Origin of the sequence: Pseudomonas faucium (assembly GCF_021602585.1) — a bacterium.
GTDB classification, from domain to species: Bacteria; Pseudomonadota; Gammaproteobacteria; order Pseudomonadales; family Pseudomonadaceae; genus Aquipseudomonas; species Aquipseudomonas faucium.
Window position 1 is genome coordinate 34,485 of record NZ_BQIP01000026.1, and the last position, 14,919, is coordinate 49,403.

A 14,919-nucleotide genomic window follows, 5' to 3' on the forward strand; every position below is an offset into this window, starting at 1 on the left:
GCCCCTGCGGAACCGATTTAACCTGCCATACTCCAAGCACTCTTGCTTAGACAGACGATGCGACACATGTACAAAGGATTGACTCGCGCCCTGGGCGCCGTGCTAGCCCTCGTGGCCCTCTACAGCCTGCTTGGCTTTCTGATTCTCCCTGGCGTTGGCCTGCGCATCGCCAACCAGCAGCTGGCGCATTACGCCACTGTGCCGGCGCAACTCAAACGTATCGAATTCAACCCGTTCAGCCTCGAGCTGACCTTGTGGGGCCTGCAGATCGGCGAGCCCGGCAAGGAACAGGTCGGCTTCGAGCGGCTGTACGCCAACCTGGCGCTGGACAGCGCCTGGAAAGGCGCCCTGCACCTGCAGGCGGTGGAACTCGACAAGCCGCGCAACGAGGTGGTGTTCGCCAAGGACGGTACGCTCAACCTGACCCAGCTGTTCAAGCTGCCCGCCAGCGAGCCGCAGCCCGAACAGCCCCCCAGCGACCCCTTCCCGCTGCGTATCGGCAGCATCAAGCTCAGCGGCGGCTACCTGCACTTCGCCGACCAGCGCCCGAGCGAGCCGATCGAATTCATCTACGACGACATGAACCTGGAGCTGAAGAACCTCAGCACCCTGCCTGACGACAACGCCGACATGACCCTGGTGGCACGCGGGCCCAATGGCGGGCGCGTGGACTGGAGCGGCACCCTGAGCCTGTCGCCGATTGCCTCCGAAGGCACCTTGAAGGTCACCGATGGCAAGATGAAGCTGTTCTGGCCCTATGTGCGCGACGCCGTGCCGTTGGTGCTGGAAGACGGGGTGTTCAGCCTCGACACCCACTACAAGCTCAACTTGTCCAAGACCACCGAGGTGCTGCTCGACAAGACCTCGCTGCGCATCGCTCCATTCGCCATCAAGGCCCCGGATGATCGCCCACTGGCGCGCCTGGCCAGCCTTGAGGTGAGCGACACGTCCATCGACCTGGCCAAGCAGCTGGTCACCGTGGGCAAGGTGCGCAGCGAAAAACTGGAAACCTGGGCGGCGCTGGAAAAAGACGGCCAGCTCGATTGGCAGAAGCTGTTCGCCAGCCAACCTGCCAAGGCGACCCCCAAGGAAAAAGCCGAACCCGCCGCGGCCGAGCCTACCGCCGAGGAAAAGGCCGCCAAGGAGCCGAGCAAACCTTGGCAGGTACTGCTGCAGGATGTGCAACTGCGCAACTACCAAGTGCACCTGGCCGACCGCAGCCAGAAGGAGCCGGTGGCACTGGATGTCGGCCCGCTGAACCTCGACCTGCAGGGCTTCGACAGCCTCAACCAGTCGCCCTTCACCCTCAAGCTCGACACCGGCATCGGCAAGCAGGGCAAGCTGCAGGCCGCAGGCCAGGTGAACCTGGCGCCGGTAACCGCCAAGCTCGATGTCAGCACCCGGGACATCGACCTGCGTATCGCCCAGGCCTACCTCAGCCCGTACATCCGCCTGGAGCTGCGCAGCGGCATGCTCGCCAGCGACCTCAAGGTCGACCTCAAGAGCACCGAGCCATTGGCCTTCAGCGTGGCCGGCAAGGCCCAGGTCAACCAGCTGCATACCCTGGACACCATCAAGGACCGCGACTTCGTCAAATGGCAGCAGGTGAACGTGGACGGCCTGTCCTACGTCCACGGTGATGCCCTGTCGATCGACAAGGTGACGCTGCTGCAGCCCTATGCGCGCTTCATCATCAACGAAGACCGCACCACCAACGTCTCCGACATGCTCATTGAACAGCCGGCGGGCGGTGCCAGTTCCGGCCCGGCCAGCAAGCCCAGCGCGCCTGCCAGCAAGCCATTGGGCATCCGCATCGGGCAGATCGACATCAACGATGGCTCGGCCAACTTCGCCGACCTCACCTTGACCCCGAACTTCGCCACTGCCGTGCAGCAACTCAATGGCCAGATCGGCACCATCGACAACCGCAAGCCGGCGCCGGCCAAGGTCGACATCAAGGGCAAGGTCGATCGTTACGCACCGGTCACCATCAAGGGCGCGCTGAACCCGTTCAACCCGCTGGCCAGCCTGGACATCGCCACCAGCTTCAAGCGCGTCGAACTGACCACGCTGACCCCCTACTCCGGCAAGTTCGCCGGCTACCGTATCCGCAAGGGCCGCCTGAACCTGGACCTGCACTACCTGATCACCAACGGCCAGCTCAAGGCCGAGAACAAGGTGGTGGTGGAGCAGCTGCAATTGGGCGAGAAAGTCGACAGCCCGGACGCGGTGGATTTGCCCATTCGCCTGGCCGTTGCACTGCTCAAGGACACCGAAGGCAAGATCTCGATCGAGCTGCCGGTCACCGGCGACCTCAACAACCCGCAGTTCAGCGTCATGCCGATCGTCTGGCAGACCCTGCGCAACCTGGTGCTGCGCGCGGCCCAGGCGCCGTTCAAGTTCATCGGGGGGTTGATTGCCGGCGGTGGCGACGACGACCTCGGCAGTGTCGCCTTCGCCCCCGGCTCCAGCGAGCTCAGCGGCGATGCGCAATCGGCCCTGGACAAGCTGGCCTCGGCCCTCAAGGCGCGCCCTGAGCTGCGCCTGGAGATCGAGGGCACCAGCGCCCAGAGCAGCGACGGCCCGCTGATTGCCCAGCAGCGCCTGGAGCGCGAGTACCAGGCCACCTGGTACAAGATCCTGCAACGGCGTGGCGACAAGGTACCGGCCAATGCCTCGCAGCTGGTGGTCGACGACAGCGACAAGCCGGCGATGCTCGAAGGCATATACCGCACCCGCCTGAAGCAGCAGCCGCCCGCCGAATGGCAGCAGCTGGGGCGTGACGAGCGCACCGCCAAGCTGCGCGAGGCGGTGATCAAGTCGTGGGCCGAGAGCGCTGCCCTGCTGCGTAACCTGGGCCAGGAGCGGGCCAGCAGCATCAAGGATTACCTGGTCGACAAGGGCAAGCTCGAAGATGACCGGGTGTACTTCATCGACACCAGCCTGGGGCAAGCTGAGAAAGATGGCCGGGTGATTACCCCGATGCATCTGGATGCCGAGTGAATCCCATCGCCTGTACAGGCCCTATCGCCGGCAAGCCGGCTCCCACAGGTACAGTGTGGGAGCCGGCTTGCCGGCGATAGGGCCAGCGGATTCGACGCAGCAGCTTCAGACCAGCCGCTGCCCCGACACCGCCGGATGATAAAGCGGCTGCACCTTGTTCCCGGCCGGGTCCAGCAAGTGGAAGCTGCGCGCCCCGTCACCATGGTTGAACGGCCGGTCGAGCAAGGTCACCCCACGCGCCTTGAAGTACTGGTACCACGCCTCCAGCTCCTCGACGCTGTCGACGATGAACCCATAATGGTCCAGGGTCTGCAGCCCATTGGCCGCCCCTGCGCCACGCCCCAGCGAGAGGTTGTCGTTGCCACAGGTGAGGTACACCAGGTCCTCGTTGGCGCGGTTGAGCACCTCCATGCCCAGCACATCGACATAGAAGCGCTCGCACTCTTCCAGATTGGGTACCAGCAGGGCGATATGACGCAGGCCGTTCAGGCGACCCGGGCGGGCAGGTAATTCAGACATTGGCGCGGCTCCATTTTTGTATACAATTCATATCTGAATTTAAAACAAAAGGAGCGTCTTGTGTACAGCCTGTTCATCAAGACTCGCGTGAAACCCGGTTGCGCCGAAGCCTTTCTCACTGCCATCAACGTCAATGCCGCCGCCTCGGTAGCCACCGAGCCAGGCTGCCTGGTGTTCGATGTGTCCCAGGACCGGGCCGACCCCGAGGTGATCTACCTGTACGAGATCTACCAGGACGACGACGCCTATGAAGCCCACACCCGCACCGCGCACTTTCGCGACAGCCGCCCACTGGTCGAGCCGCTGATTCTCGAACAGGAATATTTCGAAAGCGATGTGATCGCCCGCAACCCGGTGAACTGAGCGGCAATGAAAAGCCCCGACCGAGGCCGGGGCTTTAGGTGAAAGTGGCCAAATCCTTTTGGCCGACGGGACATTCCTTATTCGGCTTTCAGGCCGTCAGCCGAAACGGCCTTCACGCCTTTGATCTTCTTGGTGATGTCGACTGCCATTTTTTTCTGCGATTCGGTCACGGCAGTGGTGGACGAGAGCGAAACCACACCTTTGTTGGTCTCGACCTTGATGTCAGAGCCCGGGATGCCTTTTTCAGTCATCAGGTCGGATTTGACCTTGGTGGTGATCCAGGTATCGGAGGTCGCTTCCTTGGCTTTGGTCATTTCACCGGCCGCCAGCGTCATTGGGGCCTGCGTGGACTGCTGGGCAAACGCCGCGTTAGCCATGGTCAGGGTCAGAGCGGTAGCAGTAGCGGCAGCAATGGCGAACTTCTTCATGTGGGTCACTCCTGTTTTTTTCAAAGGTCTGCGCCGTGTGTCCTGGCGGCAGGTAACAAGGTAGTTGCATGCGCTGTGCCAGCTTTTCCGCTTCGCTTGTTTCCTTTTAAATCAATAACTTACGATAGAATCCCGGTCCATCGAATCGTGCAATTTGCAATCTGCAGGGTAAAACTGCATGCAAGATGCAAGTGCGCAAAAGGTTCCCGCAAGCCAATAAAAAAAGGGCCCCGAAGGGCCCTTTTTCACAGCGTGTCAGTCACTCAGACGCCGGAAGCCTTGGCTGCGGCAACGTCCTTGATCGACAGCTTGATACGGCCGCGGTTGTCCACGTCCAGTACCAGTACTTCCACTTCCTGACCTTCTTTCAGAATGTCGGTCACTTTCTCTACGCGAGCATCGCTGAGCATCGAGATGTGAACCAGGCCATCCTTGCCAGGCAGGATGTTGACGAAGGCGCCGAAGTCGACGATACGCTCGACCTTGCCCACGTAGATCTTGCCGATCTCGGCCTCGGCAGTGATGCCCAGGACGCGCTGGCGAGCTGCCTCGGCCGCTTCCTTGGTTTCGCCGAAGATCTTGATCGAGCCATCGTCTTCGATGTCGATCGAAGCCTTGGTCTCTTCGCAGATGGCGCGGATGGTGGCGCCGCCTTTACCGATGACGTCACGGATCTTGTCGGTGTCGATCTTCATCGCGATCATGGTCGGTGCATTGGCCGACAGCTCGGTACGCGACTGGGCGATGATCTGGTTCATCTGGCCGAGGATGTTCAGGCGCGCTTCCAGGGCCTGGCCCAGGGCGATTTCCATGATCTCTTCGGTGATGCCGTTGATCTTGATGTCCATCTGCAGCGCGGTGACACCTTTGGCGGTACCGGCTACCTTGAAGTCCATGTCGCCCAGGTGGTCTTCGTCACCCAGGATGTCGGTCAGGATTGCGAACTTCTCGCCTTCCTTGACCAGGCCCATGGCGATACCGGCAACCGGTGCCTTCATCGGCACACCGGCGTCCATCAGGGCCAGGGAAGCACCGCAGACCGAAGCCATGGAGCTGGAGCCGTTGGATTCGGTGATTTCCGACACCACGCGGATGGTGTACGGGAACACGTCGGCGGCCGGCAGCATGGCCTGGACCGAACGGCGGGCCAGACGGCCGTGGCCGATTTCACGACGGCCAGCACCACCCATGCGGCCACACTCGCCTACCGAGAACGGTGGGAAGTTGTAGTGCAGCATGAACGGGTCTTTCTTCTCGCCTTCGAGGGTGTCCAGCAGCTGGGCGTCACGGGCAGTACCCAGGGTCGCGACGACCAGGGCCTGGGTTTCGCCACGGGTGAACAGGGCCGAGCCGTGGGTCTTGGGCAGCACGCCGACTTCGATGGCCAGCGGGCGCACGGTCTTGGTGTCACGGCCATCGATACGCGGCTTGCCGTTGACGATGTTCTCGCGAACGGTGCGGTATTCGATCTCGCCGAAGATGTCTTTGACTTCCGAAGCCGAAGGCTGGCCTTCTTCACCGGAGAACTTGGCCACTGCCTGATCGCGCAGCTCGCCCAGGCGCGCATAACGGTCGGCCTTGACGGTGATGGTGTAGCCCTGCGAAACGCCTTCGCCGAACTCGGCGCGGATGGCGTTGAGCAGTTCGGTGTTGGCAACGGCCGGTTTCCAGTCCCAGGTCGGCTTGCCGGCTTCGGCAGCCAGTTCCTTGACAGCCTGGATGACCGACTGGAATTCGTCGTGGGCGAACAGTACGGCGCCCAGCATCTGGTCTTCGGTCAGCTCTTGGGCTTCCGATTCAACCATCAGTACAGCGGATTCGGTACCGGCCACGACCATGTCCAGGCTCGAAGCCTGCAGCTGCTCGTAGGTCGGGTTCAGCAGGTAGCCGGTGCTCTCGTGGAAGGCAACGCGGGCGGCGCCGATCGGGCCTTCGAACGGAATGCCGGAGATGGCCAGGGCAGCCGAGGTACCGATCATCGCAGCGATGTCCGGATCGGTCTTCTTGCTGGTGGAAACCACGGTGCAGACGACCTGGACTTCGTTCATGAAGCCTTCAGGGAACAGCGGGCGGATCGGACGGTCGATCAGGCGCGAGGTCAGGGTCTCTTTCTCGGAGGGACGGCCTTCACGCTTGAAGAAGCCACCAGGGATCTTGCCAGCGGCATAGGTCTTTTCCTGGTAGTGGACCGACAGCGGGAAGAAGCCCTTGCCCGGGTCAGCCTGCTTGGCGCCGACCACGGTCACCAGCACGGTAACGTCGTTGTCGACGGTCACCAGCACGGCGCCGGTCGCCTGACGGGCGATGCGGCCCGTTTCGAGAGTAACGGTCGATTGACCGAACTGGAATTTCTTGATTACCGGGTTCACGGTTTCCTACCTTTTTCAGTGGCTCTGGGGGAACTGGTTTCTTGCGAATTCTTGGGCAGAACGGGGAATCGGCCCCATTGACCGTCCAGATACAACACGAGGCTGGGAGCCTGGCGCCAAGCGGAAAATCCGCTCAGCATTGCCAGGCTGCCAACCTCGAAGATACGCGTGACGTGTCCAACGAAAACGCTGCCAGGCAGCGTTCTCGAAGCATGCGACACGCCATGCACACCACTGACCAGGCCGCTATTAGCGACGCAGGCCCAGGCGACCGATCAGGGCGCTGTAACGAGTGGTGTCTTTGCCCTTCAGGTAATCCAGCAGCTTACGACGCTGGTTGACCATGCGGATCAGGCCACGACGGGAGTGGTGGTCTTTGCCGTTGGCCTTGAAGTGGCCTTGCAGCTTGTTGATGTTCGCGGTCAGCAGAGCAACCTGAACTTCCGGGCTACCAGTGTCGCCAGCGGCTTGCTGGTAGTCGGTAACGATTTGAGCTTTTTCTTCAACGCTGAGGGCCATGAGGCAACTCCTGATTAAACGGATCCCGTCACCGGGGTCCAATAGGCCAGGGACAAATCCCTGTATTAATAAGAAAGGTGTGACCGTGCCTACTGACAGCCACCCTTGTATCCGCAGGCTTGAGCCGAAGCCTTGGCCTGCGGTTTCGGTCATTCCGACCGAATCAGTCGACGCGGCGCAATGCGCCCGTCTTCGCTCACTTCACCGATACCGATGAAGCGACCGTTGTGATCCTGTACCCGGACCATGCCGAACTGCGGCGCTTCCGGAGCACGCACTGCCTGGCCATGCAGCCAGTAGAACGCACTGTGTTCGGACAGGCAGACCAGCGGCCAGTCCAGCAGCCCGCTGTCAGAAGGCATCAGGAAGCGATCGAGCGCTTCGTTACCGCCTTCGGCATGGGCCTGCTCGAGTTCTTCGAGGGTGACCGTCTGTGCCAGCGCGAAGGGTCCGGCATGGGTCCTGCGCAGCTCGGCGACATAGGCGCCGCAGCCCAGGGCCTCACCGATATCCTCCACCAGGGTGCGAATATAGGTGCCTTTGCTGCAACCAACCGACAGCCGTGCACGGGTGCCTTCGCACTCGAGCAATTCCAAGCGGCCAATAGTAACAGAACGCGCCTCGCGCTCCACTACCTCTCCTGCACGTGCCAGTTTGTACAGCGGCTGGCCATCGCGCTTGAGCGCCGAGTACATCGGCGGTACTTGAAGGATCTCACCGCGAAAACGCGGGATGACCGCTTCCAGATCGGCGCGACCAACGGTCACTTCGCGGGTCTGCAGGACTTCGCCTTCAGCGTCCGCGGTGCTGGTAGTCTGCCCCAGCTGCATTACCGTTTCGTAGCCCTTGTCGGAATCGAGCAGGTACTGGGAAAACTTGGTCGCTTCACCGAAGCACAGCGGCAGCACGCCGGTGGCCAGTGGGTCGAGGCTGCCGGTGTGCCCGGCCTTCTCGGCATTGAGCAACCAGCGGACTTTCTGCAGCGCGGCGTTGGAGGTGAACCCCAGCGGCTTGTCGAGCAGGATGATGCCGCTGACGTTGCGGCGGATACGTTTGACCTGGGCCACCGCTTACTCCTTGGTGTCCAGCTCGTCGGCATCCTTGTGCAGGCGGTCTTCGGCCACTGCACGCTCGATCAGTGCCGACAGGTGTACACCACGGCTGACACTTTCATCGAAGTGGAAATGCAATTGCGGCACGCTGCGCAGCTGCATCGAGCGGCCCAGGTGCAGGCGCAGGAAGCTGGCGGCGCTGTTCAGTGCCTTGAGCGACTGCTGCACGGCGTCAGGGGTTTCTTCGCCCATGACGGTGATGAAGACCTTGGCATGGCCCAGGTCGCGGCTGACGTCCACGGCGGTGATGGTCACCAGACCGACGCGTGGGTCTTTGACTTCACGGCGGATCAGTTCTGCCAGCTCGCGCTGCATCTGATCACCGATACGTTGGGTACGGCTGTATTCTTTGGCCATTCTTGCTACCTGTAACTTAAAGCGGCAAACGCCCGGTCAAGCTTGAGCCTGACCGGGCGCTACCTTCCGAGGCGCTGCCACCGCCCTGCGGCGGGGGCTGGCGCCATGCCCGCCCTTAAAGGGTACGAGCAACCTGGACTTTCTCGAAGACTTCGATCTTGTCGCCGACCTTGACGTCGTTGTAGCTCTTGACGCCAATACCGCACTCCATGCCCGAACGCACTTCCGAGGCGTCGTCCTTGAAGCGACGCAGCGATTCCAGCTCGCCTTCGAAGATCACCACGTCGTCGCGCAGTACGCGGATCGGACGGTTGCGGTACACGGTACCCTCGATGACCATACAGCCAGCGATGGCGCCGAACTTCGGCGAACGGAACACGTCACGCACTTCGGCGACACCCAGGATGTTCTCGCGAACATCGCTGCCGAGCATGCCGGTCAGGGCTTTCTTGACGTCTTCGATGATGTCGTAGATCACGTTGTAGTAACGCATATCCAGACCTTCCTGCTCGACGATCTTGCGCGCACCGGCATCGGCACGCACGTTGAAGCCGAACAGCACCGCGTTGGACGCCAGCGCCAGGTTGGCGTCGCTTTCGGTGATACCACCGACGCCGCCACCGATCACGCGAACCTGAACTTCGTCGTTGCCCAGACCGCCCAGCGAACCCTGCAGTGCTTCCAGGGAGCCGCGCACGTCGGTCTTGAGGACGATGTTGAGGGTCTTCTTCTCTTCCTGACCCATGGTCTCGAAGATGTTTTCCAGCTTGCCGGCGTGAGCACGGGCCAGCTTGACCTCGCGGTACTTGCCTTGACGGAACAGGGCAACTTCGCGGGCTTTCTTCTCGTCGGCAACCACCGACAGCTCGTCACCGGCTTCCGGCGTGCCGTCCAGGCCGAGGATCTCGACCGGGATCGACGGGCCAGCTTCCTTCACAGGCTTGCCGTTCTCGTCGAGCATGGCACGCACGCGGCCATAGTTGGAGCCGCACAGGACCATGTCGCCCTGACGCAGGGTACCGTCCTGCACCAGGATGGTGGCCACTGGGCCACGGCCCTTGTCCAGGCGCGATTCGACGACCACACCACGACCTGGAGCGGTCGGCGTGGCGGTCAGCTCGAGGATCTCGGCCTGCAGCAGGACGGCTTCGAGCAGTTCGTCGACACCGGTACCCATCTTCGCCGAAACCTTGACGAACGGCGTGTCACCACCCCAGTCCTCGGAGGTCACGCCTTCGACGGCCAGCTCGTTGCGGATGCGATCGAGGTCGGCACCCGGCTTGTCGATCTTGTTCACCGCGACCACCAGCGGAACGCCAGCTGCCTTGGCATGCTGAACGGCCTCGCGGGTTTGCGGCATCACGCCGTCGTCCGCCGCCACCACCAGGATGACGATGTCGGTCGCCTTGGCACCACGTGCACGCATCTGAGTGAAAGCTGCGTGGCCCGGGGTGTCGAGGAAGGTGACCATGCCGCGGTCGGTTTCCACATGGTAAGCACCGATGTGCTGGGTGATACCACCGGCTTCGCCAGCGGCAACCTTGGCACGACGGATGTAGTCGAGCAGCGAGGTCTTGCCATGGTCAACGTGACCCATGACGGTTACCACCGGCGCGCGCGACTCGGTCTGGCCTTCGAACTTCAGCGATTCTGCCAGGGAGTCTTCCAGGGCGGTGTCGCTGACCAGGGTAACCTTGTGGCCCAGCTCTTCTGCGATCAGCTGAGCGGTTTCCTGGTCGAGCACCTGGTTGATGGTGACCGGGGTGCCCATCTTGAACATGAACTTGACCACTTCAGCGCCCTTGACGGACATCTGGTTGGCCAGTTCCGAGACGGTGATGGTCTCGCCGATGGTCACGTCACGGATGACGGGGCCGGTCGGGTTCTGGAAGCCATGCTGGTTGCGCTTCTTCAGCTTGCCCTTGCCACCACGACCACGACGAGCGCCATCGCTCTCTTCGTCGGTAGTGCGCGGCGCGGCACGTGGAGTCGGCGCTTTTTCCTTCTCCTTGACCTTGACCTTGATCGACACACGCGGCGCCTCGCCACGACGACGGTCGTCATCGCGAGTGCGGCTTTCGTTGCGACGGGTCTCGTCCTTCTTGCGCTCGGCAGCACGGGCAGCGGCGTCTTCCGACGCTGGGGCCTCGGCAACTACCGGTGCCGGAGCGGCAGCAGGTGCTGGCTCGGCCTTGGCAGCTGGCGCTTGAGCAGCCGCAGGGGCCTCGGCCGCCTGACGACGGGCCTGCTCTTCGTTGCGCTGGCGAACGTCGGCTTCGACCTTCTCGCGCGCAGCGTTTTCGGCCGCGCGGCGCTCTTCCTGCTCACGCTTCTGCTCAGCCTGGATTTCTTCAGGGCTGCGCTGAACGAATACTTTCTTCTTGCGTACTTCTACGCTGATGCTTTTGCTACCGGCGACACGCAGGGTGCTGGTGGTCTTGCGCTGCAAGGTAATCTTGCGCGGCTCTTCCGCCTTGCTCTTGTGGCTGCTCTTCAAATGGGTCAGCAGAGTCTGCTTCTCATTGTCGGTCACTACCTGACCGGCGTCGGTGTGCGGCAGACCTGCCTCACGCATCTGCTGCAGCAGGCGCTCTACCGGTGCCTCGACCTCTTGGGCCAGTTCTTTCACCGTGACTTGCGTCATGCACTTCTCTCCTCAGGCCGCGCCTAATTACTCGAACCAGTGGGCTCGGGCGGCCATGATCAACTTGCCGGCACGCTCTTCGTCGATGCCGTCGATGTCGAGCAGGTCGTCAATCGACTGCTCGGCCAGGTCTTCGCGGTTAACCACGCCGCGCACCGCCAGTTCCGCCGCCAGGTCCTTGTCCATGCCCTCGAGGGAGAGCAGGTCTTCGGCCGGATGGGCGTCTGCCAGTTTTTCTTCGGTAGCGATGGCCTTGGTCAACAAACGGTCCTTGGCTCGAGCGCGGAGCTCATTGACGATGTCCTCGTCAAAGCCATCGATGTTGAGCATTTCTTCCAACGGTACGTAGGCAATTTCTTCAAGGCTGGTAAAGCCTTCGTCGACCAGCACTTGGGCCAGCTCCTCGTCGACTTCCAGTTCCTCGATGAAATTGCGCAGGATGTCACCGGTTTCGGCCTGCTGCTTGGCCTGGATGTCCTTCTCGGTCATCACGTTCAGGGTCCAGCCGGTCAACTGACTGGCCAGGCGAACGTTCTGACCGCCACGGCCAATGGCCTGGGCCAGGTTGTCCTCGGCAACGGCGATGTCCATGGCATGGGCATCTTCATCAACGATGATCGCCGCGACTTCGGCCGGCGACATGGCGTTGATGACAAATTGCGCCGGGTTCTCGTCCCACAGGACGATATCCACACGCTCACCACCCAGCTCGCCGGATACGGCCTGGACGCGCGAACCGCGCATGCCGATACAGGCACCTTGCGGGTCGATGCGCTTGTCCTTGGAGCGGACGGCGATCTTGGCACGCGATCCCGGATCACGGGATGCAGCCATGACTTCGATGAGGCCTTCGGCGATTTCCGGCACTTCGATGCGGAACAGCTCGATCAGCATCTGCGGCGCGGTGCGCGACAGGATCAGCTGAGGGCCGCGGTTCTCGGTGCGGATTTCCTTGAGCAGCGCGCGCAGGCGCACGCCAACCCGGAAGGTCTCACGTGGAATGATGTCTTCGCGAGCCAGCAGCGCCTCGGCGTTGTTGCCCAGGTCGACGATGACGTTGTCGCGGGTGACCTTCTTGACGGTGCCCGAGATGATCTCGTTGACACGCTCGCGGTAGGCGTCGACCACCTGGGCGCGCTCGGCCTCGCGGACCTTCTGCACGATCACCTGCTTGGCGGTCTGGGCGGCGATACGACCGAATTCGATGGACTCGATCTTCTCTTCGATCACGTCACCCACCTTGGCTTCAGGGTGAGTCTCGTGGATCTTCGCCAGCCAGGTCTCGATGGCCGGATCGTCCAGATCGGCTTCGTCGACGACAGTCCAGCGACGGAAGGTTTCGTAGCTACCGGTGTGGCGGTTGATTTCCACACGCAGGTCGACTTCGTCCTCAAAACGTTTTTTGGTTGCAGTGGCCAGAGCCACTTCCAGCGCTTCGAAAATGACGCCGGGTGGTACACCTTTTTCGTTGGATACCGATTCAACAACCAGCAGTACTTCTTTGCTCATCGTACGCCTCGCCTTGCGCAAGCCATTGGGCCCGGAAAGTCCGCCGGGCCCGGCACGTCTCAGTCAAAACTGGGAATAATATTGGCCTTGTCGATCGAGTCGATCGGCAACAGGAATTCGTGATTGTCCACCTGGACCACAACGTCCTGTTCCTCCACACCGCGGAGGAGGCCCTGGAAGTTACGACGACCTTCGAAGGGCGTACGCAGCTTGATCTTCACTTGTTCGCCGGCATGCGAGGCAAACTGTTCCAGAGTGAACAGCGGGCGATCCATGCCTGGTGAGGACACCTCAAGGGTATATTCACTGCTGATCGGATCTTCAACATCGAGGATGGCACTGGCCTGACGGCTGACCGCTTCGCAGTCGTCCACCAGGATGCCGCCTTCCTTGTCAATGTAGATGCGCAATACCGAATGCTTACCCTGGGATACGAATTCGATCCCCCAGCACTGATAGCCCAGACCCTCGACCACCGGGGCCAACAAGGCCTGCAACTGTTCTAGCTTGCTCGACACCTGAACCCCCTCGTGCATGCTGTGCAAATAAAAAATGGGCGAAGCGCCCATCCCTGAAAGCGCCGTTGGACAACGGCGCCGAAAACTGTTCGGCTAGCAAAAAGCCCCTGAAAAGGGGCTCCGCTGAAGCTGGTTGCGGGGGCTGGATTTGAACCAACGACCTTCGGGTTATGAGCCCGACGAGCTACCAAGCTGCTCCACCCCGCGACAAAGCTGGGGCGAAAGTATAAGACCGAACCCGTTGCTGGGTCAATCCAACCTCCACCTACGAGAAAGCCCGCTAAAGCGGGCTCTCAAGCTTTAATTGGTACCGAGAAGGGGACTCGAACCCCTACACCCTATGGGCACAACCACCTCAAGGTTGCGTGTCTACCAATTCCACCACCTCGGCAATACTACTTCTTGAAACCCGTTACTTCTGCTCTTCGGTTGGAGGAGGTACATCACCAGTGTTGGTGGTTTCGCTCTTCTGCTCCTGGAGCACCGGTACATCATCATTTACTGCCGGCTTTGGCTGCTTCACTTCCAAGACCGCTGGATCTGGGAGACCCGCCTGGCTCAGCTGGTGAGCTTGTTGCTTGGCGAAGTATCCTAACCCAAGTGCTGTCAAAAAGAAAGTGGCAGCAAGTATAGCAGTTAATTTACTCAGGAAGGTAGCAGAACCTTGGCTTCCGAACACAGTATTTGAAGCACCTGCGCCGAAAGATGCACCTGCTTCCGCACCTTTACCCTGTTGCAACAGAACCAGCACTACAAGCGACAGCGCTGCCAACAGATGAAAAACAACGATGACTGTTTCCAGCATTTGTTCAGTTTCCTGCGGCGCGACAAATTGCACCGAATTCGTCTGCGTTCAGGGACGCTCCACCAATGAGCCCCCCATCGATATCCGGCATGCCGAACAGTTCGGCCGCATTGGCCGCCTTCACGCTGCCGCCGTAAAGAAGCTGCACGTTCGCGGCAACTTCGGCGTCCTCGGCCGCCAACTGCGCCCGGATGGCTGCGTGCACATCCTGAGCTTGCTGAGGCGAAGCTGTCAAACCTGTGCCAATGGCCCAAACAGGCTCATAAGCAATTACTGCATTGGCAAAAGCCTTAACACCGAAAGCATCGATGATACTGCTTAGTTGACGCCCGACAACTTCGAGCGTCTTGCCTGCTTCGCGCTCTTCGAGGGTCTCCCCTACGCAGAGCACCGGCATTAAACCACTAAGTTGAGCCGCTGCAAACTTGCGATTGAGCACTTCTTCATTTTCACCAAGGATCTGGCGGCGTTCGGAGTGGCCAATCAACACCAACTTGCAACCTGCTTCAACCAACTGACTCGGTGCAATTTCACCGGTCAGTGCGCCCTGTTCGGGCTGTATTGCAGAATTCTGTGCACCTACGGCAATCGCCTTACCCTGCAAACCATCAATCACCTGATTGATGAACAAGGCCGGCGGAAAAACCGCAACTTCGACACCGTTCGGCACGGGCATATTGCCCAAACCCTGGATCAGCTCAGCGACGCTGGCGCGGGTACCGTGCATCTTCCAGTTACCAGCTACCATGGGGCGACGCATGCTTTACCTCGTC

The 14,919-nt window shown here is 61.1% G+C and carries 13 protein-coding genes and 2 tRNA genes; 2 read left to right on the forward strand and 13 right to left on the reverse strand.

What is annotated here, in order from left to right; genetic code table 11:
* Nucleotides 1–66 precede the first annotated feature (66 nt).
* Nucleotides 67–3,003 (forward strand): DUF748 domain-containing protein, encoded by a 2,937-nt coding sequence (locus L6D75_RS23335; protein ID WP_176517421.1) that lies wholly within the window; start codon nt 67–69, stop codon nt 3,001–3,003.
* A gap of 105 nt (nt 3,004–3,108) precedes the next feature.
* Here the strand turns inward: L6D75_RS23335 and L6D75_RS23340 are convergent, their stop codons facing one another.
* Complete coding sequence (locus tag L6D75_RS23340) at nt 3,109–3,522, reverse strand: VOC family protein (RefSeq protein ID WP_019470460.1); 414 nt, start codon at nt 3,520–3,522, stop codon at nt 3,109–3,111.
* A 60-nt stretch (nt 3,523–3,582) separates the two neighbouring features.
* On the opposite strand from L6D75_RS23340, the gene L6D75_RS23345 reads away from it, so the two are divergent.
* A complete protein-coding gene (locus tag L6D75_RS23345; protein WP_176517422.1) occupies nt 3,583–3,885 on the forward strand; it encodes a heme-binding protein in 303 nt (100 codons plus the stop codon).
* A 77-nt stretch (nt 3,886–3,962) separates the two neighbouring features.
* Here the strand turns inward: L6D75_RS23345 and L6D75_RS23350 are convergent, their stop codons facing one another.
* The 12 genes from L6D75_RS23350 to tpiA form a co-directional block, all read right to left on the reverse strand.
* On the reverse strand, nt 3,963–4,313 hold the full coding sequence (locus L6D75_RS23350) for a BON domain-containing protein (RefSeq protein ID WP_176517423.1): 351 nt from the start codon (nt 4,311–4,313) through the stop codon (nt 3,963–3,965).
* A 263-nt stretch (nt 4,314–4,576) separates the two neighbouring features.
* Nucleotides 4,577–6,682: a polyribonucleotide nucleotidyltransferase gene (pnp, locus tag L6D75_RS23355; RefSeq protein WP_176517424.1), complete on the reverse strand. Its 2,106-nt coding sequence runs from the start codon at nt 6,680–6,682 to the stop codon at nt 4,577–4,579.
* 249 nt (nt 6,683–6,931) lie between these two features.
* Nucleotides 6,932–7,201, reverse strand: coding sequence for a 30S ribosomal protein S15 (rpsO, locus tag L6D75_RS23360; RefSeq protein ID WP_016489163.1), 270 nt, complete (start codon nt 7,199–7,201; stop codon nt 6,932–6,934).
* Nucleotides 7,202–7,350: 149 nt separating this feature from the next.
* A complete protein-coding gene (truB, locus tag L6D75_RS23365; RefSeq protein ID WP_176517425.1) occupies nt 7,351–8,268 on the reverse strand; it encodes a tRNA pseudouridine(55) synthase TruB in 918 nt (305 codons plus the stop codon).
* A gap of 3 nt (nt 8,269–8,271) precedes the next feature.
* Nucleotides 8,272–8,670 (reverse strand): 30S ribosome-binding factor RbfA, encoded by a 399-nt coding sequence (rbfA, locus tag L6D75_RS23370; protein ID WP_016391794.1) that lies wholly within the window; start codon nt 8,668–8,670, stop codon nt 8,272–8,274.
* Nucleotides 8,671–8,785: 115 nt separating this feature from the next.
* Nucleotides 8,786–11,314: a translation initiation factor IF-2 gene (gene infB / locus L6D75_RS23375; protein ID WP_176517426.1), complete on the reverse strand. Its 2,529-nt coding sequence runs from the start codon at nt 11,312–11,314 to the stop codon at nt 8,786–8,788.
* A 27-nt stretch (nt 11,315–11,341) separates the two neighbouring features.
* Nucleotides 11,342–12,823, reverse strand: a complete 1,482-nt coding sequence (gene nusA / locus L6D75_RS23380; protein WP_008098919.1) for a transcription termination factor NusA — start codon at nt 12,821–12,823, stop codon at nt 11,342–11,344.
* A 59-nt stretch (nt 12,824–12,882) separates the two neighbouring features.
* Complete coding sequence (gene rimP, locus L6D75_RS23385) at nt 12,883–13,341, reverse strand: ribosome maturation factor RimP (RefSeq protein WP_043274067.1); 459 nt, start codon at nt 13,339–13,341, stop codon at nt 12,883–12,885.
* Between the two features lie 130 nt (nt 13,342–13,471).
* Nucleotides 13,472–13,548: transfer RNA gene (locus tag L6D75_RS23390), tRNA-Met, on the reverse strand.
* A gap of 98 nt (nt 13,549–13,646) precedes the next feature.
* A tRNA-Leu gene (locus L6D75_RS23395) sits at nt 13,647–13,732 on the reverse strand.
* Nucleotides 13,733–13,753: 21 nt separating this feature from the next.
* A complete protein-coding gene (gene secG / locus L6D75_RS23400; protein WP_176517427.1) occupies nt 13,754–14,146 on the reverse strand; it encodes a preprotein translocase subunit SecG in 393 nt (130 codons plus the stop codon).
* Nucleotides 14,147–14,150: 4 nt separating this feature from the next.
* Nucleotides 14,151–14,906: a triose-phosphate isomerase gene (gene tpiA, locus L6D75_RS23405; protein ID WP_176517428.1), complete on the reverse strand. Its 756-nt coding sequence runs from the start codon at nt 14,904–14,906 to the stop codon at nt 14,151–14,153.
* Between the last annotated feature and the right edge of the window lie 13 nt (nt 14,907–14,919).

Coding starts and splice junctions, on each gene's coding strand:
- L6D75_RS23335 (WP_176517421.1), top strand. CDS start 67: ATGTACAAAGGATTGACTCGCGCCCTGGGCGCCGTGCTAGCCCTCGTG.
- L6D75_RS23340 (WP_019470460.1), bottom strand. CDS start 3,522: ATGTCTGAATTACCTGCCCGCCCGGGTCGCCTGAACGGCCTGCGTCAT.
- L6D75_RS23350 (WP_176517423.1), bottom strand. CDS start 4,313: ATGAAGAAGTTCGCCATTGCTGCCGCTACTGCTACCGCTCTGACCCTG.
- rpsO (WP_016489163.1), bottom strand. CDS start 7,201: ATGGCCCTCAGCGTTGAAGAAAAAGCTCAAATCGTTACCGACTACCAG.
- rbfA (WP_016391794.1), bottom strand. CDS start 8,670: ATGGCCAAAGAATACAGCCGTACCCAACGTATCGGTGATCAGATGCAG.
- infB (WP_176517426.1), bottom strand. CDS start 11,314: ATGACGCAAGTCACGGTGAAAGAACTGGCCCAAGAGGTCGAGGCACCG.
- nusA (WP_008098919.1), bottom strand. CDS start 12,823: ATGAGCAAAGAAGTACTGCTGGTTGTTGAATCGGTATCCAACGAAAAA.
- secG (WP_176517427.1), bottom strand. CDS start 14,146: ATGCTGGAAACAGTCATCGTTGTTTTTCATCTGTTGGCAGCGCTGTCG.
- tpiA (WP_176517428.1), bottom strand. CDS start 14,906: ATGCGTCGCCCCATGGTAGCTGGTAACTGGAAGATGCACGGTACCCGC.